The sequence below is a fragment of the Oceanobacillus limi genome (assembly GCF_900111445.1).
GTDB classification, from domain to species: domain Bacteria; phylum Bacillota; class Bacilli; order Bacillales; family Amphibacillaceae; genus Ornithinibacillus; species Ornithinibacillus limi.
The window spans coordinates 263866-286465 of the sequence record NZ_FOHE01000002.1 but is presented as its reverse complement, the minus strand read 5'-3'; the positions used below and the strand labels follow the sequence as shown (position 1 = coordinate 286465).

The following is a 22600-nucleotide window of genomic DNA, read 5'->3' as shown; positions in this document are numbered from 1 at the left end:
GCCTATGGATGTTAATGTAAAGCAAGAAAAACAAAAAGAGTCCTTAACCGATGATCAGGTGAAAGAATATATTGCTAGAAGCCAACAAGGAGACAAGCATGCAAGAGACATTCTAGTAGAAAAAAACATTCGTTTAGTATGGTCTGTTGTTCAACGCTTTATGAATAGAGGATATGATCCAGATGATCTGTTTCAAATTGGTAGCATTGGCTTGATAAAATCGATTGATAAGTTTGATTTATCCTATGATGTACGGTTTTCTACGTATGCTGTACCGATGATCATTGGAGAGATTCAACGATTTTTACGGGACGATGGTAGTGTGAAAGTTAGTCGATCCTTAAAAGAAGTCGGTAATAAGATTCGCAAAAAGAAAGATGAGTTAACCAAGCAATACGGTCGCTCACCAACGGTTAATGAAATAGCAGAAGCATTAGAAATTTCACCTGAAGAAGTAGTACATGCCCAAGAGGCATCCAAAGCACCGCACTCAATTCATGAAACTGTTTTTGAAAATGATGGAGATCCGATCACATTGTTAGATCAAATTGCGGATCAGGACTCTAGTTGGTTTGATAAATTATCACTTCAAGAAGCGATAAGAGGCTTGAATGAACGTGAGCGTTTAATTTTATTTCTGAGGTATTATAAGGATAAAACTCAGTCAGAAGTTGCGGAAAGGTTAGGCATATCACAAGTACAAGTCTCGCGATTAGAAAAGAAAATATTATTTGATATGAAAGATAAAATGGATCTTTAAAAAATCATCACTTCGGTGATGATTTTTTTATTATAATAATAAGCTTTTCTACTCATACTAAATAGTATCGAATAGATAAAGGTGGAATAAGCTGTGGCTGAAATTGTTTACTTAAGAATGAAAAAAAATCTTGAATTAGATCGTATGCAAGAGCTTCAGTTAAAGGATATCGCCTTCTTAACAACACAATATAACGCAAAAAAAAATCTAGAAAGTATGAGGATTTATCGGATTACTGAAAAAGATCAAGACCTAGTCGTAATTGACAGTTTTTTAATCATTGAACATTTAAACAAAGTGTATCCAAATTTAGAAATACAAGTTATCGGACCGACACATACAATTGTTCGAATACACAAACGAAGAAAATTGCCTTCGACGATTATGAGTAGCTTCGTATGGATTCTTTTGTTCATCGGAACTGCGATGACTATTATGAACTTCCACTATGATGTAAGCATGCAGGAGGTTCAGCAGAAGCTACATTACTTACTAACTGGTGAAGAAAATGACTATCCACTCTGGATTCAAATACCGTATTCAATTGGTTTAGGATTAGGAATGTTACTCTTTTTTAACCATTGGTTTAATAAACGATTTAATGAGGAGCCAAGTCCACTAGAAGTTGAGATTTTCAACTATCAGCAAGCCCTTGATAATTATATTAGCCATCATGAGAATAAATTAAATGATACAGACCATTCTGGTTAATGCTTTGCAAGTTTTGATAGGTTTTTCTGGAGGACTTGCTGTAGGTGGAGGATTTGTTGCCTTTTTAACTGTTTTAGGTATTATTCCTAGGTTAATTCAGCTCACAAAAGGAAATGGCTTAATAAAGGTATTAATTGGTTGTGTGATTGTTGGTTCCATTTTTGGGACATATTTATCCTTTACAGGCGTTGCCTGGGATCAGCCTCTATTTATGTTGCTGATTTGGGGGCTGTTACATGGAGTGTTTAATGGCATGCTTGCCGCAGCATTAACAGAAGTATTAAATGTATTTCCTATTATTACAAAACGAATTCGATTAGAACGGCAATTGTTATGGTTACTTATGGCGGTTGTATTCGGGAAGATTGTTGGTTCACTTTTCCAATGGCTCGTCTTAGTCAGATAGAACGGGATTAGGAACAGGTGTTGAGGAAAGTGTAATTACTGTACCATTGATTGGAGTGTTAACTATGGCTAAGAGTCCCATATCTGCAAAGATAAATGATAATTTAGCATATATGAAGGAACGTGTAGGAGTAGGTACATCCTATGATGTTGGCTTTCGTGAAGTTACCCTTTTAAGGACTAAAATTCAATTGTATTATTTGACAGGGTTAGTGGATAGCCTTATTGTTCAAGAAGTTATAAAGGAATTAGTAAATTTAAATGATCATGAATCAAATAAGCGAAAGGTACCAGAGATTGTAGAGAATCGGCTAATTCATCAACAAGTAGAAAAAGTAAAAACGATGGATGAAGCGGTTGATCAAATTTTATCTGGGCTTATTGTGGTTTTTATTGATGGTGAACGGTATGCACATGTAGTTGATACGAGAAGCTATCCAGGAAGATCGCCGGAGGAACCGGACACTGAGAGGGTTATCAGAGGATCACGAGATGGATTTACGGAAAATATTGTTGAAAATACAGCTTTAACAAGAAGAAGAATTCGTGATACCAGGTTACGGCATGAAATGTTGAAAGTAGGAGAGCGATCCAAAACTGATATTTGCGTTAGTTATGTAAAAGACATCGCTGATCCAGGACTCGTGCAATATATCAAGGATAAGATAAATGAAATAGAAGTTGATGGGATTTCAATGGCTGAGAAAACCGTAGAGGAATTTATTATTAAGCGAAATTGGAATCCCTATCCACTCGTAAGATATACAGAACGACCAGATGTTGCTGCGAGTCATTTGTTAGAGGGTCATGTGCTTATTATGGTGGATACATCACCAAGTGTGATCATTCTTCCTACTACATTTTTTCATCACATCCAGCATGCAGAGGAACATAGACAAGTACCAATGGTAGGAACCTTTATTCGATGGACAAGATTTCTAGCCATTCTTGCTTCGTTATTTTTGTTACCAGTATGGTTATTATTTGTCATGGAACCGTCTTTATTGCCAAAAGCATTATCTTTTATTGGCCCAAATGATGAAGGGAATATACCTATTGTAATCCAAATCATATTAGGTGTAGTCGGTATTGAATTTTTGCGAATGGCTGCGATTCATACACCAACTGCTCTTTCAACTGCAATGGGCTTAATTGCAGCCGTATTAATCGGGCAAATAGCAATTGATGTAGGGATGTTAAGTCCGGAAGTAATACTATATATTTCCATTAGTGCAATAGGCTCATATGTTACGCCGAGTTATGAATTAAGTGTGGCAAATAAAATAGGTAACCTATATATGATACTTGCAACAGCGTTTTTTGGACTGATTGGCTTTTTAATAAGCTTTACGTCATTTATTGTATTTCTTGCAAGTCTTCGCTCGATTCGCACACCGTATCTTTGGCCGTTTATTCCTTTTAATTTGACGGCGATGTTTCATATCTTATTACGGATTCCCGTTCCGTTTACAAAAAGTAGGCCAAGTATTGTCCATCCTAAAAATAACTATCGGCAGCCCATTAACAAGTCTAAATCATAACTATCAAATAACCTCGTTCAACACTGTCTGCGGGGTTATTTCTTTCGTTTTTTAGTACCTTATGATACAGTATGTATGATTTGGACAACACTTGAATAGCAAGATGGAGGAAATAGTAATGAGTGTAAATAATCTACCTTTTCCAGTGAATGGAAAAGGACATTTAGAAATAGGTGGGATGGATACCATCGAACTAGCTGAAAAATATGGAACACCATTATACGTTTATGATGTTTCCATCGTTCGAGAAAACTGTCGGGCATTTATAGATACATTTAAGCAACTTGGGGTAGAGGCACAGGTGGCATACGCTAGTAAGGCGTTTTCTTCAATCGCCATCCTACAAGTGATCAAACAAGAAGGGTTATCTATTGATGTTGTTTCAGAAGGAGAATTGTATACAGCTCTTAAAGCAGGGTTCCCACCGGAGAAGATTCACTTACACGGGAACAATAAGAGCATGGAAGAATTAACCTTGGCTATTGAAAATAATATTGGTTGTATTGTAATTGATAATTTTTATGAAATTGAATTATTAAGCCAATTATTAGAAGAGCAAAAGAAACAAATAGATGTCTTAATCCGAGTAACTCCTGGTATCCAGTCTAAGACGCACCAATATATCATGACAGGAAATGAAGATTCGAAATTTGGATTTAATCTGGCAAATGGACAAGCTGAAAAGGCTTTTGCCCAGTTGCGAAATCATGAATGGATTCGTTTTAAAGGATTGCATTGTCATATTGGATCACAAATTTTTGAAACCGATCGTTTTACAACGGCTGTCGAAATATTATTTAGTGAACTTACAAAATGGCATCAAAAATTTGATTATACTCCAGAAGTATTAAATTTTGGGGGTGGCTTTGGCATTAGATATACGGAAGATGATCGCCCTTTACCATTGAATATATATGTAGAAGAATTAGTTCGATCTATTCGCAGTCATATCAATGAATTGGATTTTCCAATGCCAGAAATATGGATCGAGCCGGGGCGTTCCATTGTCGGTAACGCAGGAATTACGCTGTATACAGTCGGATCGACAAAAGAAATTCCAGGTGTTCGGAATTATATTGCGGTTGACGGTGGGATGACAGATAATTTAAGGCCTGCTCTATACCAAGCGAAATATCATGGTATTATTGCAAACAAAGCAGATAAACCCAATGATACAGAAGTTTCTGTTGCGGGTAAATGTTGTGAATCGGGTGATATGCTGATCTGGGACTTAGCTACCCCAAAAGTAGATAACGGCGATATACTTGCTGTATTTTCAACTGGTGCTTATGGCTATTCGATGGCAAATAATTATAATCGTTTTTCAAGAGCTGCAGTTGTTTTCGTTGAGAACGGACAAGATAAATTGGTCATTAAACGGGAAACGTACGAGGATATTGTGCGAAATGATATATCTTATGAATAACGGAATCGTGTAATGGAGTACAATCTTTTAAATAAGATTTAAACATGATAACATGAATAATGAAGATTAAAGATGATAGGAGATATAAAACAATGACAAAACACGGCTATATTATAATGGAAGATGGAAACAAGATTGAGTTTGAATTATACCCAAACGAAGCACCAAACACGGTTGCAAATTTTGAAAAATTAGCGAATGATCAATTTTATGATGGATTAACTTTTCATCGCGTGATCGATGGATTTGTAAGTCAGGGGGGATGTCCAGTTGGGAATGGAACAGGTTCTGCTGGATATACGATTAAATGTGAAACAGAAGGGAATCCACATAAACATGTAGAAGGTACATTATCCATGGCGCATGCTGGAAAAGATACTGGAAGTTGTCAGTTCTTTATTGTTCACGAACCACAACCACATTTGAACGGTGTACACACTGTATTTGGTCAGGTTACTTCAGGAATGGATCATGTAAAGGCAATGAAAAATGGAGATGTAATGAAGGAAATTAAAGTTCTTTCTGAGTAATAACTACAAGTCTAATGAGGTATACAAATGGATATTTTTATGCTTTTATACCTATTTTTAATAGTAGCTCCGCTTTGCACATTTATACATGAAGTAGGTCATTTGATCGGCGCTAGAATGTTAAAGGCCGATCAAATTTCCATGTCAATAGGTTCTGGTAAAAGCTTGTATACCTTTAAAACCAAAAGAATTCGTATTTCTGTTCAACCTAGTTTATTACTTAGTGGTGCAACAAGTAGTGAGAGGCTACGACCTTATAGTTCATTAGAGATTGCATTTATTACATTGTGTGGTCCATTATGTAATATTCTCTTCTGTATTTTGTTTATGATCTTACATACTTTTTATATGAACGATTATTTGTTTTTGTTCATGTTTTTAAATGGATGGATTGCTATCTTTAATATTATTCCATTTAAAGTCAAAGACAAGCAATCAGACGGTTATATTATAATAAAACAAATTTTCGAAAAATAATCAAAAATGTATGAGAAGCTTCCGTTTGGTTTATACTTGATAAGGATGATTAAAGTGAAACAGCGAAAAAAGAATTTGTTGTTATTTACCATTTTACTCTTAATAAGCATTATATGGGGATTTGTATATTGGTTTGTTATTGTTATGTAAACATTGATTTGACAAATATAGCATAATAAGGCATAAATATATAATATACAATCTCTTACAATTAAGTTGTATCGTAATGAGCTAGTACTACATATTCTATGATAGATAAGTTTATTAATGAGGGATATTTATGCTAACACGCTACAAAAAAAATTTAGAAAAGATTGCAATGGGTTTACTATCTTTTATGCCGGAAGAAAAAGATGTAAAAAAATTGCAGCAAACAATAAAAGAATATGAAACAAACCCAGATTGGCATCTTTATCTTTGGAAGGAAGAAGATGTGCTTGGTGCAATTGGGGTTCGAATAGAGGATGAAATAAATGCTGTTATTCAGCATATTTCAGTAAACCCTTCGCATCGTAACTTAGGCATTGGCAAAAAAATGGTCAACGCAGTTACGAAGTTATACGAAGAGAAATATTCTGTCTGTGCTGATGAAATGACAGAAGGATTTTATAATAAATGTGGAAAAAATACCGATTCAGATGAACAAATATAAATCGAATAATCAGTGGGGAAAGACCACTGATTATTCGATTTTCCGAATTTTAGTATAGATTGTTGCCCCGAAATTACCTTTTAATCAATAACAAGTAATCTCCACTTAAAATGGGATAAATAAAACAGCCCTAAACGGAGAGGGCTGATGCTGTATGCTTTCATTAACATGGGGGGCATTCCCCCCAAGCTAATGAAGATTCACTTTTATGGCCATTTGTAATCGTAGCTACTTATTTATCTATTTATCTTATAACCAAGCAGCACCAACAATGATTAATAGAATGAATAATACTACGATTAACGCAAAGCCTCCACCATAACCATAAGTTGCACCCATGATTGAATTCCTCCTTTTTCTTCTTCCGATAAATGTTTGTGGTAACATTTATCTTACGTTAATAACTTATGTCGATTATCAATTTGTGTATGGGCGTTTATGACAAGTGATATTATTTTTTTAACTTTTTATTTGAACACGGGAAAGGAAGAAGACAATGAATCAAGCATATAAAGTGAAATTAGATACATTTGAAGGGCCGCTTGATTTATTATTACACTTAATTAATCGATATGAAATCGATATTTATGATATTCCAGTAGCTCAGATAACCGAGCAATACATGAATTACATTCATACCATGCAACGATTGGAACTTAATATAGCCAGTGAATATTTAGTCATGGCCGCGACACTTATTGAGATAAAAAGTCAAATGCTATTACCGAAACCAGAGATTACAGATGATACGGAAGAATATATAGAGGATCCAAGAGAAGAATTGATGCAACGCCTCATTGAATATAGAAAATACAAGCATGCAGCAGAGCAATTGAAAGAAAAAGAAGTCGACTCCAGTCAGATATTTACAAGGGCTCCAGTTGCTTTTGATAAGAAGGAATTTGAAAAAGTACCAGTGGTTCAACAAGGGGATATTTCTATCTATGATATGCTGGGTGCATTAGGAAAAATGTTTGAGCGAAAAAAATGGAATGCTCCTTTAGAGACAAGCGTACAACGGACAGGAGTTCCGATTGAGCAGAGAATGGAAGAAATTTTGGATTTAGTAAGAGCATCTTCAGAAGGGGTTTACTTCGATGACATGTTTACTCAAAAAACTCGATCACATATTGTTGTTACATTTATAGCTATTTTAGAATTAATGAAGACAAAAGAAGTGAGTTGTAAACAAGCTAACCATTTTGATTCATTATATGTATATTACATGGGGGATTAATAGTGGAAATGAAAGAACTAAAAGCAGTACTAGAGGGATTGTTATTCGCGTGTGGAGATGAAGGAATTACCATCAAGCAATTATCTAAAGTTATGGATATTAGTGAGGAATCTGTAAAGCATTTACTAGAAGAATTAACTTATGATTATGAGCATGCTACTAGAGGAATGATGATAATGAATTCGCATGAAGTTTATCACTTAACAACAAAACCTGAGCATAGCTCCTATTTTAAAAGGCTTTTAGAGTCCCCACAAACGAGTAGGATGTCTCAAGCAGCACTAGAAACTCTTGCCATTATTGCTTATAAACAGCCAATTACAAGAACGGAAATTGACGAAATCCGGGGTGTGAAAAGCGACCGTCCAATTCAAACGTTAATTGCTAGGTCATTGATCGAAGAAGTAGGTAGGAAAGAAGGGGCAGGTCGGCCAATATTATTTGGTACAAGTAAAGACTTCTTAACTTATTTTGGACTAACTTCTTTGGAGGAACTTCCACCATTAGAGGAAAATGTAGAAACGGATGAAATTGAACAAGAAGCTGACCTGTTTTTTGAACGGTTTAACCAATTAGAAGAAGGTAAATAACTGAAGAAGAATTTCATAATATGATTTCTAATATGATTCCGCATCACTATTGTAGTGGTGCGGGATTTTTCGTTTACTAGTTAGTCTTTCTAATTTCTACGATATCATTTTCTATATTTGATGTATTAACATTTCGTGGGGCTGTTTTACTACGGGTTATTTTATATCAACGATAAACAATCGCTTTTAAAAAATTGCTATTTTTCTGATGAACTATCTGGATTTAATCATATCGCCGTTAGACGAGCATAAACTATATTCAGATACATAAATCTTTGGGAGGAAAATATATGCGGTTCTTTGCAATGCTTTTAATAACTTTACTAATCTTTACACTGTCTTTTCCAGTAATTGGACATGCCAGTCCTAGTGTATCTGCTAATAATGCTATATTAATTGAAAAAGAAACTGGTAGAGTACTATATGAAAAAAAGGCACATGATAAACATCTGATTGCGAGTATTACGAAAATCATGACAGCACTTCTTGCAGTAGAATCAGGGAAGTTAGATGAAATGGTGACTGTAAGTGAGCGTGCGGTGTATACAGAAGGATCTTCGATATATTTAGAGCAAGGGGAAACGATGACATTAGAGGATCTGGTTTATGGGTTAATGCTTCGATCTGGAAACGATGCTGCAGTAGCTATAAGTGAGCATGTGGGGGGGAGTGTAGAGGGGTTTTCCCATCTTATGAATGAGAAGGCTCAGTGGCTAGGGATGACCAACTCAAGTTTTGACAATCCACATGGGCTGGATGCAGAGAACCATTATTCAACTGCCTACGATATGGCATTACTTATGCGCTATGCTATGAAGAACGATAAATTTCAGGAAATAACCAAAGCAAAATCCTACAAGTCAGACAATCGATCGTACAGTTGGAAAAATAAGAATAAGCTTCTAACCATGTTCTATAAATATTGTACAGGTGGTAAAACAGGGTTTACAAGAGAAGCAGGTAGGTCATTAGTCTCTACTGCAAGTAAAGATGGTATGGAATTAATTGCTGTGACGTTAGATGCTCCAGATGATTGGAGAGATCATATGAAACTATTTGATTGGGGGTTTGAAAATTATCAGATGGAATCTATCGCTTCGGCAGGGGAAGTTCAATTAAATTTAGAAGATTCCAATGAGCCAATAAAAGGGTATATTCAATCAGATCAAGTTTATCCATTAACAAGAGAGGAAAAATCAGCTTTAAATAATAAATTATTCTTAATTGAAGACGCCTTAAGTAACAATAAAGAGATCATCGGGAAGTCCGTATACTATTTAGATTCCGAACCAATCACTGAAATACCAATCTTTGCATTAGAACAAACCGAAGAGTCAGAGGATGGAATGTTTACCGAATTTATTACGATTCTTAAAAAGTTTATTAGGTTGAGTTAATATGGTAAATATAATTTGGGCATGTATGGCTATAATTGGTATTTTATATGCCATGATTAACGGGACAATGGATCAGGTTAATGAGGCAATCTTTGAAAGTGCAGATGAGGCAGTTTCATTGACGATTGGACTTATAAGTGTGCTCGTTTTTTGGTTAGGAATTATGAAAATTGCCGAGGAGGCAGGTATTTTACGTGTATTAGCAAAAATATTTAGACCGATCATTATTAAGATATTTCCAGAAATTCCAAAGGATCACCCCGCCATGGGGTATATCCTTTCAAACATTACGGCAAATATATTTGGACTAGGTAACGCAGCAACGCCTATGGGGATCAAAGCAATGGAACAAATGAAGGAATTAAATGGTGGTTCAGACTCGGCATCACGATCAATGATTACCTTCTTAGCCTTAAACACCTCCAGCTTAACACTTATACCTACAACTGTAATTGCAATCCGTATGCAATTTAATTCATTATCTCCTACTGAGATTGTTGGTACGACAATAATTGCAACAACGGTTTCGTCGATTTGTGCCCTTTTGATCGATCGATTCTTTTACTATAAACGCTTGTGGAGGAAATAGCATGAGTATCATAACAGCTGTTAGTACATGGATCATCCCGTGTTTTATATTATTGGTTTTATTAGTAGCAACATGGCGAAAAATACCAGCTTATGAATTATTCGTAGAGGGAGGAAAAGAGGGGGTAAAGATGGCATTTTCTTTACTTCCTTTTTTAGTAGGGATGATTGTCTCTATTTCTATATTAAGAAGCTCTGGAGCTTTAGAGGCATTTATTAACTTAATATCACCATTGTTAACACTCATTGGAATTCCCCCAGATATCGTTCCACTTGCTTTGGTTAGACCAATCTCGGGAAATGCAGCATTGGGAATGACAACGGAATTGATTGAAACTCATGGTCCGGATTCGTTTATTGGGAGGTTAGCGTCTACGATGCAAGGAAGCACGGATACCACACTTTATATCCTCACTGTCTATTTTGGGGCAATAGGGATTAGAAAAATGGGGTATGCACTAAAGGTTGGCCTATTGGCAGACATAGTTGGTATCATCGCATCAATCATTGTTGTTAGCCTAGTATTTGGATGAAAATCACCAAGATTCCTATTTAGTGACAGAACTTATTCTCACTTTTATGGACGCTAGGAAGTAAAGGTTAACACATTCCTTTACACGAATAACTTTAAGCTATCCAATTGGAACGAATTTTCATAAAGATAAAATGAAGCGAATGATATTTTATGGAGAAGGGTTGGTCCCTTCTCTTTATTTTTGTAAATGCCACTGTGAATGGTATAATAACAGACGTCAAGCACGTATGAAGTATAAGTTTATATAAGTGATAAACACAAGGCATATACAAAAGACCTAACATGCTTGATTTATAAGTATTATCGTTAACATTACGTTAAGGCGATTCTATGTAAGGTAATAGTAACAATAAAATTTGAAGATAGTTTGGTGATAGGATGACAAATTCATTAGAAAGATTACAAAAGGTAATTGCACAAAGTGGAGTAACTTCAAGACGGAAAGCAGAACGTTTAATTGAAGAAGGACAAGTTAAAGTTAATGATAAGGTTGTTACAGAGCTAGGTACGAAGGTCTCTCCAAATGATAAAATTGAAGTAAATGGTGTTCAATTAGAAAAGGAGTTACCGGTTTATTACTTGTTATATAAACCGCGAGGAGTGATCTCTAGTGTTAGCGATGATAAAGGTAGAAAAGTTGTTACCGACTTCTTTCCGGAAGTAACAGAACGAATTTTTCCAGTGGGAAGATTAGACTATGATTCTTCAGGCTTGTTATTAATGACGAATGACGGAGAGTTTGCCAATTTATTAATGCATCCAAAACATGGAGTGGAAAAAATTTATGTTGCAAAAATCAAGGGAATACCTAGTAAGGAGGATTTGAAAAAATTACTTAAAGGTGTGAAAGATAAAGGGGATGTCTTGAAGGTAATACGTTATAAAGTCATCTCAACTGATCGACAGAAAAACACCATGATCTTAGAACTGACGTTAAAAGAAGGGAAAAATAGACATGTCAGAAGAATGATGGATCAATTAGGATATCCCGTTACGAAACTGAAAAGGGAACGATATGGGCTGTTAACTTTAGAAGGGATGAATGCTGGAGACGTTCGCCCACTTTCTCCAAAAGAAGTGAAGCAAATGCGTGCCCTTGCAACGAATAATGCTTGAATATAGCATTGGGTGGGATATCTCCCACCCAAATATTATGGATAAATGTAAATTGTTAAATTATAGACATATTTGCAACGTTGTCAAAGTGATATACTGAAGCAAGGAGTGATGTGCATGGGTTTAGAAGAGAGAAAATCTCAAAAAAGAAAGAAAAAGCGAAATCGCCTAATTTTTAGAACGACCATACTTGCAGTATTATTTCTTGCTATTATTTATGCAGTAGTTTCTAATCTAGATAAAGATAATACAATTTATCGTGTAGGTGATCAGGCTCCTGATTTTAAATTAGAACAGATTAATCATAATAACGAAGTGGAAACCATTCGCTTAAGTGATTATGAAGGAAAGGGTATTATGCTTAATTTTTGGGGAACTTGGTGTGGACCATGTGAAGCGGAAATGCCTTATATGCAGGAGTTATATCCTGAGTATAAAGAAAAAGGAATAGAAATAATTGCAGTTGATTTAAATGATACAAGACTTAATGTTGAAAAGTTCGTAGATAAATACGGTTTAACATTTCCAATTCCATATGATAATAAAGGCGTTGTTTCGGATCTGTATAAGATTGGTCCGATGCCAACAACATTCTTTATTAATCCAGAAGGTGAGATTGTTGAAAAAATTGAAGGTGGATTGACACTAGAGAGATTAGAAGGCCATCTAAATGATATCGTTCCGTAGATTGGTTGGTTTTCATATCTTTTACATAGGAAGGATCGTAACTAAACGAATTAACGAAGCAGTGAGGGATTTAAATGAAAAATATAAAATGTGATTGTGGCCACGTTAATCCTGAGGGTACTGTACTTTGTGAATCATGTGGCAAGCCGATTGCAGGAAACCAACACATTGATGGAAATGACCAAAAGAAATTGTTAAATATGCGGTATGATGGTACTGCACGAAGGTCACAAACTTATAATAAAACCATTATTGATAAAATTTGGAGTTTCTTTTCCTCGGTTAAAGTTGGTGTATGGCTTATCGTGATAGCACTTATTGCTTCTGCTGTGGGAACAATATTTCCACAACAACAATACATACCTGCGGATGCCATTTCCCGTGATCCGGCTGTATATTACCCTGAAACGTATGGTATTTTTGGTCGGGTGTACTATCAATTAGGCTTTCATAATCTATTTAGCTCATGGTGGTACTTGATTTTAATAGCGTTAATTGGTGTATCGTTAGTAATATGTAGTCTAGACCGTTTTGTGCCATTATATAGAGCTTTAAAAAGACAAAAAGCAAAACGTCATTATTCATTCCTAAGTCGTCAACGCTTATTTAGTGAAACGGTTGAGGTAACTGCTACTGAAAAGGAAGAAGTTATCAAAAAATTAAAAGCTCAAAGGTATAAGATTACAGAAGAAAACGGCCATGTTTTAGCAGAAAAAGGAAGATTTTCCCGGTGGGGACCTTATGTTAACCATATCGGCTTAATTATTATTCTATTAGCCGCTTTACTTCGAACTACGCCTGTATTCTATACTAATGAGTATGTGTGGGTTAGTGAAGGGGAGCAAACCGTAATTCCAGGGACAAAAAGTGAGTACTATATTGAAAATGAAGCATTTATTTTAGATATATATGATGAAAATGACGAACGGTTTAAGGATGCGATTCAAAAGCAAGGTGTTGTTCCGAGTAATTTCCAAACAAATGCCATTGTTTATAAGGCAAAGGAAGGTGCTTTAGTTGGTTCTGACAGTGAACTAGTTAAAGTTGCTGAAGATGAAATACGGATGAACCACCCATTAGAAGTCGATGGTTATAAGCTGTATCAATCTGGTTATCAGCTAAATGAAGTCAATCAAATGACCTTTACAATACATGAAAAAGATAATTTAGAGGGAGAAGATTTAGGAGAATTCTCCATTGATTTAAATGATCCGAAGTCAGAGTATGAACTAGAGAATGGCTTTACTGTCTCATTGGCGGATTATTTCCCTGATTATTATCTGGATAATACTGGAGAACCTAAAACCGAAACGCAATACCCAAGAAACCCTACCTTTATTTTTAATTTATTCCCTCCTAACATGGAGGAATATGAAACTAGTTTTGTAGGTGACATTAAAGGTGCTGCTGAAGCTATTGGTATTGATACAGAATCTGTTGAGTTGAGTCCAATGTCTAAAGTGATTGGTAAATTTGCAACGAGTCTAGATCCAACAGGGGAAAATGATTATCAAATCGTGATAAAGGACATTGATTTTCAAAGAGTAAGTGGCATTTCCATTCGTAAGGATCACTCACTACCATTCTTTGGAGTTGGAGCACTTATATTTATGATAGGTGTTATTCAAGGCATGTATTGGCAGCATCGTAGAATTTGGATACAACCTACTGAAAATGGTGTTTTACTTGCTGCTCACACAAACAAAAACTGGTTTGCAATTAAAAAAGATATAGAAAAAGCAATTGAAAACACAAATGTTAAAATGGTTAATGATCAGCAAGAGTTGGACGAGTAGTTGATAAAGGAGGATTTAACATGGGAAGTTTATTAAGCCTTAGTAGCACAATGCTATATTCGGCGTTCATACTATATTTAGTTGCAACGTTCTTCTTTGGATTCACAATAAGAGAAAAACATTCAAGTTCGAATAAAAGAAGTATTGCTGCAAACATTGGAATAATTGTAACTATAGTTGGATTTGTTGCACAAGTTGTTTATTTCATAACGAGATGGGTGGCAAGTGGTCATGCGCCAGTAAGTAATTTGTTTGAATTTATGACATTCTTCGGCATGACGATCGTGCTAGCGTTCATTATCATTTATTTTATTTACAGGGTTAGTGTGTTGGGGTTATTTGCATTACCAACGGCATTAATTATTATTGCTTATGCGAGTATGTTCCCGACAGAAATAGCACCCTTAGTTCCATCATTGAAAAGCCACTGGCTATATATTCATGTAACGACTGTTTCGTTAGGACAAGGAATATTAGCTATCAGTTTTGTTACTGGTGTGATCTATTTAATTAAGAAGATCGATCAATCCGTTCCTAGTAAACGGACAACATGGCTAGAAGTTGTTTTATATTCTTTAATTTTATTTGTTGGATTTGTTATTGTGACTACAATATTTAATTTAATGGATTACCAAGCTACATTTGAATATACGGAGAGAAATAAGGCAGTTGAAACAGAGTATCATTTACCTGCGATTGCTGCGCCAAATGGTGGCCAACTAGTTTCGGAAAATGTCATGGAGCCATTGTTTGAAGCGCCAGCTTGGATGCACGGTGCAGATGCTGGAAGAAAGTTCAATACATTACTTTGGTCGTTTATTTCAGGTACGATTCTCTATGGATTACTTCGGTTATTTTTAAGAAAAAGAATTGGTGCAGCACTTCAACCAATATTGAATAATTCCAAATTAGACCTATTAGATGAGATTACGTACCGCTCCGTTGCGATTGGGTTTCCTGTTTTTACATTAGGGGGATTAATTTTTGCAGCGATTTGGGCTCAAGAGGCTTGGGGTAGATTCTGGGGATGGGATCCCAAAGAAGTGTGGGCCTTAATTACATGGTTTTTCTATGCAGCCTTCCTGCATTTGCGACTTTCTCGTGGGTGGCATGGTGAGAAATCAGCTTGGTTAGCTGTAGGAGGATTTGCAATTATCATGTTTAATTTAATTGCAGTAAACTTAATTTTAGCTGGTCTCCATTCATATGCATAATAGAATGAAACATGACATCTTTTTAGTTAATGATGTCGTGTTTTTCTTATACACATGTCGTATTTTGATTTATAATATAGCTAGGATGTCTTAAAGGGGGGATCTTGTATGGATACGAATGCCAAAATTTTGGTTGTAGATGATGAAGAAAGAATTCGTCGATTAATTCGAATGTATTTAGAACGGGAAGACTTTACCATAGAAGAAGCTTCTAATGGTACAGACGCTTTAGAATTAGCACTAAATAATGATTACGATGTCATTTTACTTGATATTATGATGCCTGAGATGGATGGTATTGAAGTATGTCAAGAACTACGAAAAGAAAAAGATACTCCAGTAATTATGCTAACAGCAAAAGGGGAAGAAGCGAACCGAGTACAAGGCTTTGAAGTTGGAACAGATGACTATATTGTAAAGCCTTTTAGCCCAAGGGAAGTTGTTTTACGTGTGAAGGCAATTCTTAGAAGATCTACTGCATCTTCTTATAAGGATACGGATACACAAGCAAGAAATTTGCTCGTATTTCCTCATTTAACCATTGATCACGACGCTCATCGAGTTACAGCTGAAGGGAAAGAGGTAAGTTTAACACCCAAGGAATATGAACTCCTATGTTTCCTGGCCGAAGCACCTGATAAGGTGTTTAATCGAGAGCATTTGTTGAAGGAAGTATGGCAGTATGAATTTTTTGGTGATTTACGCACCGTAGATACTCATGTTAAGCGACTTCGGGAGAAATTAAATAATGTATCAAAAGAAGCTGCAAAAATGATTGTAACTGTATGGGGTGTTGGATATAAATTTGAGGTAGATGATGCCTAATGTTTTGGCGTAGTGTAGTTGGAAAACTAGCAATAACCATACTATTGCTAGTTTCTTTTGTATTATTTATATTAACGATTTTATTACTTGAGTTTTTTGAGAACTTTCATATCCAAGAAGCGGAAGAAGATATGTTACAAACTGCTACCAAGGTTTCCGTAATGGTTGAAAACCATGAAGATAAATCGCTTGTCCATGAGACTACAGAACGGGTTAAGGACCCTGCTAGTAAAGTAGTTATTTTGTTTCCAGATGATACTTTGTGGTTTTCATCTAGTAATGAAACGATATTTAAAAGCCTAAACGAAAATTGGTTACGTGAAGAGGGGTATTTACAACAGGTTGTAACGAATAAGCAAGACATACGAGAATTAATAGATGTACCTAAAAGCGAACAAGGAGCCATTGTTGTTGGGACTCCTATTGAAACGTTAAATGCTGCTGTTTTTGTCTACCAATCCTTAGAAGTAGTAGATCAAACAAAAGCTGAAACGACTAAAATTATTTTTTTGGCTGCAGGAATTGCCATTGTGCTTACAACAATTTTTGCATTTTTCTTATCGACGCGAATTACATCCCCGCTAATAAAAATGCGTGAAGCTGCATTAGATTTAACTCGAGGGGAGTTTAATACGAAGGTTCCAATCTTAACATATGATGAAATTGGAGAGTTGGCGATGTCCTTTAATCGGATGGGTCGACAATTAAAATTTCATATCAATGCCTTGAGGCAAGAGAAGGAACAGTTATCGAGTATTGTTAGTTCGATGGCAGATGGTGTTGTAACACTTAGCAGAAGTGGGGAAATGTTAGTAATAAATCCTCCTGCAGAACGGTTTTTAGAAGATTGGTACTTTGAAAAGAATGTACCAAATGGAAAAGATCGAATGCTTCCTAGTGAATTAAATAATATTTTGCAGGAGGTTATTCAAGGAGAAAGAGAAGTTTTAGAAGAAATTAGTCTTCAAGGAAGAAGTTATGTCATGATTATGACTCCTTTATATGATCAATCCTATGTAAGAGGGGCAGTTGCTGTAATTCGAGATATGACAGAAGAACGTCGCCTTGATAAGCTAAGGAAAGATTTTATTGCCAATGTATCTCATGAATTGAGAACACCCATATCAATGCTTCAAGGCTATAGTGAAGCAATTGTTGATGATATAGCTGAAAGTAAGGAAGAAAAGAATGAATTGGCACAAATCATATATGAAGAATCCTTACGGCTAAGTCGCTTAGTGAATGAATTACTTGACCTCGCTCGTATGGAGGCAGGACATATTCAATTAAATAAAACGACCATTGAAGTAGAACCGTATGTGAATCGGATTATTCGGAAATTTAAAGGAGTTGCAGAAGAAAATAAAGTACAATTAGTACTCCACCAGAGTATCCTTCATCACACATTGTCATGTGATCCTGATCGTGTCGAACAAGTTTTTACTAATCTAATTGATAACGCAATACGTCACACTGAGGAAAGTGGCTATGTGAAAGTAACGGTAGAAAATACGAAAGAAGAATTTAGTGTATCTGTGGAAGATAGTGGGAGTGGAATTCCAGAAGAGGATTTACCTTTTGTATTTGAGAGATTTTATAAGGCAGATAAATCCCGCACTAGAAACAAAAAACAAAAGGGTACGGGACTTGGGTTAGCTATTGCGAAAAATATTATCGATGCCCATCGCGGATCCATAATTGTAAATAGTAAGTTAGGTGTAGGTACAACATTTCTTTTTCGCTTGCCAAATAATGATGAATCGTTTCAATAATTTATATTCATGTTAATTTGTGGTATGATTATATTAGAATTGAATACAATGATAGAATTTGGTGTATTACTTAATAGGGAATCCAGTGAGAATCTGGAGCTGTCCTCGCAACTGTAAGTGATTTACGAAATAAGCGATACCACTATATGGTTATTCATATGGGAAGGGCTTAGAGTAGGATGTAATCACAAGCCAGTAGACCTGCCGATTTCTAGATGTGTCAATGATCCCGAGGATAGGACTATTGAGACAACCGAACAACATAAAATAATAAAAGATTTATGTCTTAGTTTCGTTTGTCTAGCTAACTCTATCGTTGAGTTAGCTTTTTTTGATTAGTGCTTTAATCCTCAAGTTTATAAAGAGGAGGACAACAAATGAAAAGATTTTTTATGCAGTTCTTTACGTTATTATTGGTAGTAGGTATTGTTACGGGGTGTGGCAGTGATACTCCTAAACAGGAGGAATCTTCAAACAATACGAACCAAAATTCAAGTAACTCCGCAGAGGTAGAAGAGGCGATAACTATTGTCATTTCAACGGATGAAGGGGAAGAAGTTATTTCTAATGAATCGATTGCTATTGAAGAAGGCGATATATTGATGGATGTCATGAAAGAAAATTATGATATTGAAGAAGAAGGTGGATTCATTCATTCAATAGATGGTATAGCACCAGAAGAAGGAGAGGAAAAGGCTTGGATGTATTTCGTAAATGACGAGATGGCTTCTGTGGGTGCAGATGAATATGAATTAACACCAGGTGAAGAAATTAATTTTGATTTGCAAGCGTGGTAAGTGGTAGTGAACATTTATAAATTAACCTTATTAGCTTTACTAGCAGCGATTGCAGTTATTGGTCGTTTTGCGTTGTCGTTTATACCAAGCGTTCAACCTGTAACAGCAATGGTTATTATTTGTGGGTTAGTATTAGGTCCATTTGCAGCAATATTACTTGCCCTTGTTAGCACGTTTTTATCAAATATTTTGTTAGGAATGGGGATTTGGACAATTTGGCAAGTAATATCTTGGGCCGTAATTGGTGCGCTTTGTGGAGTAATAGGGAAATGGTTTAACGAAATCCCATTATACTGGATTGTGTTTATGTCAATTGTAAGTGGTTATTTTTATGGCTTTATTATTTCGTTAACACAATACCAGATAACAGGAAAATTTCTCCCTTATTATTTAGCCGGGCTACCGTATGATACGAATCATGCGATTGGCAACGCAATTTTTATTATTTTGTTTTACCCCTTGCTAAATTACTTCTTGAAAAATTATGCAAAAAACAGATTTCAACTACAAAATACCAACTAATGATAGTTGGTATTTTTGTGTTATAATAAAAATAGATTATTCTTCCTCAAATTTAAGTGGATCGCCATTAAATGGGGTATCTGATATTTTGATAGAGTCGCTTGGACAACCTTCAAAAGCATCTAGGACGTCATCTTCAAGGGAGGAGGGAATTATCTGATTTCCTTTATTGTGATCGATGACAACATGAGCAAGGCCTTCGTCATCGTAATCAAATATATCAGGGGCTGTTATGCCACACGCACCACATGCAATACAGGTATCTTTATCGACAATCGTAAACTTTGCTGACAACGAAAAAGCCTCCTATTTAATATTATCCCTCAATTTATTGTATAGCGCTTAACGAAACATTTCAACACATACATGTTAGGAATGTATAGGTTACAATGCCATTTGTTAATGTCAGGAGTTATTAAAAATGTATTTAAACGGTATTATTTTGCAGAGCGTTGCTTCCATAAAAGGACAGCGTACCATATATGGAATATACCACTTGTTAAAAGGAAAAAAATCCATACAAACAATTCATGACAGTAGAATCTATCAAGTAGAAGGATTTTATGGAATTGCGCCAACATTAAATAAGGCGGATTTTGAAAGAGAAATCCGTAAGTTAGAAAGTCAGGAGTTAATCATTGCTAGGAACAAAGGAAGTGAATTTTTCTTTCTGACCCACTCCGGAATGCAATGGATTCATCAGCATGACATTCCATATACCTATTATAAAGGGCTCACTTATAGTGGTGTAGTAGATTTGTTTATGGAGCGTTTAATGCTCTTGATTCAAACATATACAAATAGTAAAAAGAGCAACTTGTCTTTTATTCCAATAGTTGACAATGAGGAAACGTTGAATTGGGTGAAAATGCAGTATCGAAGGACGAAAACGAACGGAATAGAAATTCTACCAATTTTATATGAAGAACTGTATTTTATACTAAGTCAACTTAAAGGGCATGAAGCTGAGATGTTTGTCGATCGTTTAACCGGCTATCATACATACGGCATGAGTACGCATCAACTTGCAGAGAAATATAATATGGTGGAAGCGGATGTGAAAGTATTGATGGTCGGTATCATTCATTTCATTATGAGTAATATAGAGAAATCCCCTGAAAAATTTCAACTTTTACGAGTCTTATTACAAGGGGTAACAAGAAGAAATTTCATAACCAACTCGGCTAAAGTGACAAATGATCTTTTAAAAAAAGGGTATAGCATCGAGAAGGTAGCAAAAGTTCGTAGGTTAAAAGTAAACACCATTCAAGACCACATTGTTGAAATTGCTTTATATAATGTTGACTTTCCGGTTGAAGCATATGTGGATCCTGAAACGGAAAGTGAGATTATTGCAGCGATTCGTAAGACAAACTCCTATAAGTTGAGGGATATTAAGGAAGCTCTTGATAATCAAATAAGCTATTTCCAAATTAGACTTGTTTTATCTCGAAATGATGTTGCAATAAAATAGGTGATAAAAATGATGAAAGATTATAAATTAGAAACCGAATTAAAGAAGCATTTTAACTATCCGTCTTTTCGTACAGGCCAAAAAGAAATCATTCAGGATGTAATGAACAATAAAGATGTATTAGGCGTGTTGCCGACTGGGTCAGGAAAGTCCATCTGTTATCAATTACCGGCAAAACTTCTTCCAGGAGTAACTATTGTTGTATCTCCGCTAATATCGTTAATGGAAGATCAGGTAAAGCAGTTGAAGGCCTCTAACTTTAAGGAGGTAGTTGCGATCAATAGTTTTATTGATCCTATGAAGCGAAATAAAATATACCGTAATTTAAATCAATATAAACTTATATATGTTTCACCAGAAATTCTCCAGCAAGAGAGTTTGGTGAAAGCATTACAAAATATAGCAGTAGATTTATTTGTCATCGATGAGGCCCATTGTATTTCGCAATGGGGACATGAATTTAGACCGGATTATCTAAAATTAAAAGAGATTATTCGGAAATTTAATAATCCAACATTGTTAGCATTAAGTGCTACAGCAACATCAGTAGTTCAAGAAGACATTATCCGTACTTTAGATCGACCGAATTTTACAAAACATATCCATCCAATGGACCGTAATAATATTATGTTAACGGTTAAAGAGGTCAGTGACAATCAAGAAAAGATAGAAGTGATTCTAAATGTTCTTGAAAAGTATCAGGTTCCAACATTAATTTACTTCTCTAGTAGACAAATTACAGAGCAAATTGCAAGTCTATTATCCCAACGATTATCTTCATTACGAGTTTCGTATTACCATGGAGGGATGGATCAAATGGATCGAATTGCCATCCAACAGCAGTTTATGAATGATCAATTAGATGTGATATGTTGCACGAGTGCATTTGGTATGGGGATCAACAAAAATAACATTCGCTTGATTATTCATTACCATTTTCCCCCACAAATTGAAGCATTCATTCAGGAAATCGGTAGAGCTGGTCGTGATGGAGAATCTAGTTTGAGTATGTTGTTATATGCTAAAAGTGATGAATATATCCCATGGAACATGATTCAAAATGAGCTACCTTCTGAACAACAATTACAATCTCTATTCCATATGTTCCACAATGAATACGTGTTTTCGTTGGAGAAAGAGTCAGAGGTAGAACAATTAAAAGAATTACTTGGGTTAGGGGAGACGCAATGGAATTTTATTCACTACCAATTAGAGAAACATGGTATGATTGATGAAAATAATTGCATTAGGCACCGGGTTAATGATGCAAAGGCTGTATTTAATGAAATAAATCAAACGAGGAGAACACGGTCCATTGAGAAAGAAAATAAATTAAGAAAAATGATAACTTGGATGAATACAGATGATTGCCTTCGTGAAGAGTTATATACTAGCTTTCAAAGCTCATTTTCGGAGCCAATAGATCAATGTTGTAGTAATTGCGGTTTTTCTTTTGATGAATGGAAACCTAAACAATTAGGACGATTCGAAAAGGAACATGAAAATTGGCATGAAAAATTAAGAAAACTATTACTAATTGGTGAATAA

Annotated in this window: 25 protein-coding genes and 1 riboswitch; of the genes, 23 read left to right on the top strand and 2 right to left on the bottom strand. The window is 35.4% G+C overall.

Annotated elements, in window-relative coordinates; genetic code table 11:
• Positions 1 to 4: 4 nt before the first annotated feature.
• The 8 genes from sigF (at position 5) to BMX40_RS03760 (ending at position 6502) form a co-directional block, all read left to right on the top strand.
• Positions 5 to 760, top strand: a complete 756-nt coding sequence (gene sigF, locus BMX40_RS03795; RefSeq protein ID WP_090866994.1) for an RNA polymerase sporulation sigma factor SigF — start codon at positions 5 to 7, stop codon at positions 758 to 760.
• Positions 761 to 853: 93 nt separating this feature from the next.
• Complete coding sequence (locus tag BMX40_RS03790) at positions 854 to 1471, top strand: stage V sporulation protein AA (RefSeq protein ID WP_090866993.1); 618 nt, start codon at positions 854 to 856, stop codon at positions 1469 to 1471.
• Positions 1449 to 1877, top strand: a complete 429-nt coding sequence (locus BMX40_RS03785) for a stage V sporulation protein AB (protein WP_090866992.1) — start codon at positions 1449 to 1451, stop codon at positions 1875 to 1877. Before BMX40_RS03790 ends, BMX40_RS03785 begins: the two co-directional genes overlap by 23 nt.
• Positions 1878 to 1941: 64 nt before the next feature.
• Positions 1942 to 3417, top strand: coding sequence for a spore germination protein (locus tag BMX40_RS03780; RefSeq protein WP_139177905.1), 1476 nt, complete (start codon positions 1942 to 1944; stop codon positions 3415 to 3417).
• Between the two features lie 118 nt (positions 3418 to 3535).
• Positions 3536 to 4843 carry a diaminopimelate decarboxylase gene (gene lysA / locus BMX40_RS03775; protein WP_090866990.1) on the top strand — a complete coding sequence of 436 codons (1308 nt, stop codon included), beginning with the start codon at positions 3536 to 3538 and terminating at the stop codon, positions 4841 to 4843.
• Positions 4844 to 4935: 92 nt separating this feature from the next.
• Positions 4936 to 5373: a peptidylprolyl isomerase gene (locus BMX40_RS03770; protein ID WP_090866987.1), complete on the top strand. Its 438-nt coding sequence runs from the start codon at positions 4936 to 4938 to the stop codon at positions 5371 to 5373.
• A 27-nt stretch (positions 5374 to 5400) separates the two neighbouring features.
• On the top strand, positions 5401 to 5850 hold the full coding sequence (locus BMX40_RS03765) for a site-2 protease family protein (protein ID WP_090866985.1): 450 nt from the start codon (positions 5401 to 5403) through the stop codon (positions 5848 to 5850).
• Between the two features lie 280 nt (positions 5851 to 6130).
• Entirely contained in the window at positions 6131 to 6502 is a 372-nt protein-coding gene (locus BMX40_RS03760; RefSeq protein WP_090866983.1) for a GNAT family N-acetyltransferase, read from the top strand.
• A 249-nt stretch (positions 6503 to 6751) separates the two neighbouring features.
• On the opposite strand, the gene BMX40_RS03755 is transcribed toward BMX40_RS03760, so the two are convergent.
• The gene (locus BMX40_RS03755; RefSeq protein WP_090866981.1) at positions 6752 to 6841 is read right to left on the bottom strand and encodes a YjcZ family sporulation protein; all 90 of its coding nucleotides are present in this window, start codon (positions 6839 to 6841) and stop codon (positions 6752 to 6754) included.
• A 157-nt stretch (positions 6842 to 6998) separates the two neighbouring features.
• On the opposite strand from BMX40_RS03755, the gene BMX40_RS03750 reads away from it, so the two are divergent.
• The 13 genes from BMX40_RS03750 (at position 6999) to BMX40_RS03690 (ending at position 19578) form a co-directional block, all read left to right on the top strand.
• Positions 6999 to 7739, top strand: a complete 741-nt coding sequence (locus BMX40_RS03750) for a segregation/condensation protein A (RefSeq protein ID WP_090866979.1) — start codon at positions 6999 to 7001, stop codon at positions 7737 to 7739.
• A gap of 2 nt (positions 7740 to 7741) precedes the next feature.
• A complete protein-coding gene (gene scpB / locus BMX40_RS03745; RefSeq protein WP_090866977.1) occupies positions 7742 to 8329 on the top strand; it encodes an SMC-Scp complex subunit ScpB in 588 nt (195 codons plus the stop codon).
• Between the two features lie 290 nt (positions 8330 to 8619).
• The gene (locus tag BMX40_RS03740) at positions 8620 to 9726 is read left to right on the top strand and encodes a D-alanyl-D-alanine carboxypeptidase family protein (RefSeq protein ID WP_090866975.1); all 1107 of its coding nucleotides are present in this window, start codon (positions 8620 to 8622) and stop codon (positions 9724 to 9726) included.
• Between the two features lies 1 nt (position 9727).
• Positions 9728 to 10315, top strand: coding sequence for a nucleoside recognition domain-containing protein (locus BMX40_RS03735; protein ID WP_090866973.1), 588 nt, complete (start codon positions 9728 to 9730; stop codon positions 10313 to 10315).
• A gap of 1 nt (position 10316) precedes the next feature.
• A complete protein-coding gene (locus BMX40_RS03730; protein WP_090866971.1) occupies positions 10317 to 10847 on the top strand; it encodes a spore maturation protein in 531 nt (176 codons plus the stop codon).
• Positions 10848 to 11227: 380 nt separating this feature from the next.
• Positions 11228 to 11965: a pseudouridine synthase gene (locus tag BMX40_RS03725; RefSeq protein ID WP_090866969.1), complete on the top strand. Its 738-nt coding sequence runs from the start codon at positions 11228 to 11230 to the stop codon at positions 11963 to 11965.
• A 117-nt stretch (positions 11966 to 12082) separates the two neighbouring features.
• Entirely contained in the window at positions 12083 to 12652 is a 570-nt protein-coding gene (resA, locus tag BMX40_RS03720; protein WP_090866967.1) for a thiol-disulfide oxidoreductase ResA, read from the top strand.
• Positions 12653 to 12726: 74 nt separating this feature from the next.
• Positions 12727 to 14448: a cytochrome c biogenesis protein ResB gene (gene resB / locus BMX40_RS03715; protein ID WP_090866966.1), complete on the top strand. Its 1722-nt coding sequence runs from the start codon at positions 12727 to 12729 to the stop codon at positions 14446 to 14448.
• Between the two features lie 20 nt (positions 14449 to 14468).
• Positions 14469 to 15662: a c-type cytochrome biogenesis protein CcsB gene (gene ccsB, locus BMX40_RS03710; protein ID WP_090866964.1), complete on the top strand. Its 1194-nt coding sequence runs from the start codon at positions 14469 to 14471 to the stop codon at positions 15660 to 15662.
• Between the two features lie 108 nt (positions 15663 to 15770).
• Entirely contained in the window at positions 15771 to 16487 is a 717-nt protein-coding gene (locus BMX40_RS03705) for a response regulator transcription factor (RefSeq protein WP_090866962.1), read from the top strand.
• Positions 16487 to 18259: an ATP-binding protein gene (locus tag BMX40_RS03700; protein WP_090866960.1), complete on the top strand. Its 1773-nt coding sequence runs from the start codon at positions 16487 to 16489 to the stop codon at positions 18257 to 18259. The genes BMX40_RS03705 and BMX40_RS03700 overlap by 1 nt, the downstream gene beginning before the upstream one ends.
• 42 nt (positions 18260 to 18301) lie before the next feature.
• A riboswitch (cobalamin riboswitch) is annotated at positions 18302 to 18482 on the top strand.
• Positions 18483 to 18636: 154 nt separating this feature from the next.
• Positions 18637 to 19056 (top strand): DUF4430 domain-containing protein, encoded by a 420-nt coding sequence (locus tag BMX40_RS03695; protein ID WP_090866958.1) that lies wholly within the window; start codon positions 18637 to 18639, stop codon positions 19054 to 19056.
• Positions 19057 to 19062: 6 nt separating this feature from the next.
• Positions 19063 to 19578: an ECF transporter S component gene (locus tag BMX40_RS03690; protein WP_090867205.1), complete on the top strand. Its 516-nt coding sequence runs from the start codon at positions 19063 to 19065 to the stop codon at positions 19576 to 19578.
• Positions 19579 to 19614: 36 nt separating this feature from the next.
• Here the strand turns inward: BMX40_RS03690 and BMX40_RS03685 are convergent, their stop codons facing one another.
• Complete coding sequence (locus BMX40_RS03685; RefSeq protein WP_090866956.1) at positions 19615 to 19872, bottom strand: ferredoxin; 258 nt, start codon at positions 19870 to 19872, stop codon at positions 19615 to 19617.
• Between the two features lie 127 nt (positions 19873 to 19999).
• Between BMX40_RS03685 and BMX40_RS03680 the strand changes: the two genes are divergently transcribed.
• Both BMX40_RS03680 and BMX40_RS03675 read left to right on the top strand, forming a co-directional pair.
• Entirely contained in the window at positions 20000 to 21052 is a 1053-nt protein-coding gene (locus tag BMX40_RS03680; RefSeq protein ID WP_090866954.1) for a YpbB family protein, read from the top strand.
• A gap of 12 nt (positions 21053 to 21064) precedes the next feature.
• The gene (locus BMX40_RS03675; protein WP_244513334.1) at positions 21065 to 22600 is read left to right on the top strand and encodes a RecQ family ATP-dependent DNA helicase; all 1536 of its coding nucleotides are present in this window, start codon (positions 21065 to 21067) and stop codon (positions 22598 to 22600) included.

What these genes read in the sequence shown, in the direction of transcription:
- BMX40_RS03700 (WP_090866960.1), top strand. Translation starts at nt 16,487, where the DNA reads ATGTTTTGGCGTAGTGTAGTTGGAAAACTAGCAATAACCATACTATTG.
- BMX40_RS03675 (WP_244513334.1), top strand. Translation starts at nt 21,065, where the DNA reads ATGAAAGATTATAAATTAGAAACCGAATTAAAGAAGCATTTTAACTAT.
- BMX40_RS03735 (WP_090866973.1), top strand. Translation starts at nt 9,728, where the DNA reads ATGGTAAATATAATTTGGGCATGTATGGCTATAATTGGTATTTTATAT.
- resB (WP_090866966.1), top strand. Translation starts at nt 12,727, where the DNA reads ATGAAAAATATAAAATGTGATTGTGGCCACGTTAATCCTGAGGGTACT.
- ccsB (WP_090866964.1), top strand. Translation starts at nt 14,469, where the DNA reads ATGGGAAGTTTATTAAGCCTTAGTAGCACAATGCTATATTCGGCGTTC.
- BMX40_RS03780 (WP_139177905.1), top strand. Translation starts at nt 1,942, where the DNA reads ATGGCTAAGAGTCCCATATCTGCAAAGATAAATGATAATTTAGCATAT.
- BMX40_RS03705 (WP_090866962.1), top strand. Translation starts at nt 15,771, where the DNA reads ATGGATACGAATGCCAAAATTTTGGTTGTAGATGATGAAGAAAGAATT.
- BMX40_RS03785 (WP_090866992.1), top strand. Translation starts at nt 1,449, where the DNA reads ATGATACAGACCATTCTGGTTAATGCTTTGCAAGTTTTGATAGGTTTT.
- BMX40_RS03695 (WP_090866958.1), top strand. Translation starts at nt 18,637, where the DNA reads ATGAAAAGATTTTTTATGCAGTTCTTTACGTTATTATTGGTAGTAGGT.
- BMX40_RS03760 (WP_090866983.1), top strand. Translation starts at nt 6,131, where the DNA reads ATGCTAACACGCTACAAAAAAAATTTAGAAAAGATTGCAATGGGTTTA.
- sigF (WP_090866994.1), top strand. Translation starts at nt 5, where the DNA reads ATGGATGTTAATGTAAAGCAAGAAAAACAAAAAGAGTCCTTAACCGAT.
- lysA (WP_090866990.1), top strand. Translation starts at nt 3,536, where the DNA reads ATGAGTGTAAATAATCTACCTTTTCCAGTGAATGGAAAAGGACATTTA.
- BMX40_RS03680 (WP_090866954.1), top strand. Translation starts at nt 20,000, where the DNA reads ATGTATTTAAACGGTATTATTTTGCAGAGCGTTGCTTCCATAAAAGGA.
- BMX40_RS03765 (WP_090866985.1), top strand. Translation starts at nt 5,401, where the DNA reads ATGGATATTTTTATGCTTTTATACCTATTTTTAATAGTAGCTCCGCTT.
- BMX40_RS03725 (WP_090866969.1), top strand. Translation starts at nt 11,228, where the DNA reads ATGACAAATTCATTAGAAAGATTACAAAAGGTAATTGCACAAAGTGGA.
- BMX40_RS03755 (WP_090866981.1), bottom strand. Translation starts at nt 6,841, where the DNA reads ATGGGTGCAACTTATGGTTATGGTGGAGGCTTTGCGTTAATCGTAGTA.
- BMX40_RS03740 (WP_090866975.1), top strand. Translation starts at nt 8,620, where the DNA reads ATGCGGTTCTTTGCAATGCTTTTAATAACTTTACTAATCTTTACACTG.
- BMX40_RS03730 (WP_090866971.1), top strand. Translation starts at nt 10,317, where the DNA reads ATGAGTATCATAACAGCTGTTAGTACATGGATCATCCCGTGTTTTATA.
- BMX40_RS03770 (WP_090866987.1), top strand. Translation starts at nt 4,936, where the DNA reads ATGACAAAACACGGCTATATTATAATGGAAGATGGAAACAAGATTGAG.
- BMX40_RS03750 (WP_090866979.1), top strand. Translation starts at nt 6,999, where the DNA reads ATGAATCAAGCATATAAAGTGAAATTAGATACATTTGAAGGGCCGCTT.
- resA (WP_090866967.1), top strand. Translation starts at nt 12,083, where the DNA reads ATGGGTTTAGAAGAGAGAAAATCTCAAAAAAGAAAGAAAAAGCGAAAT.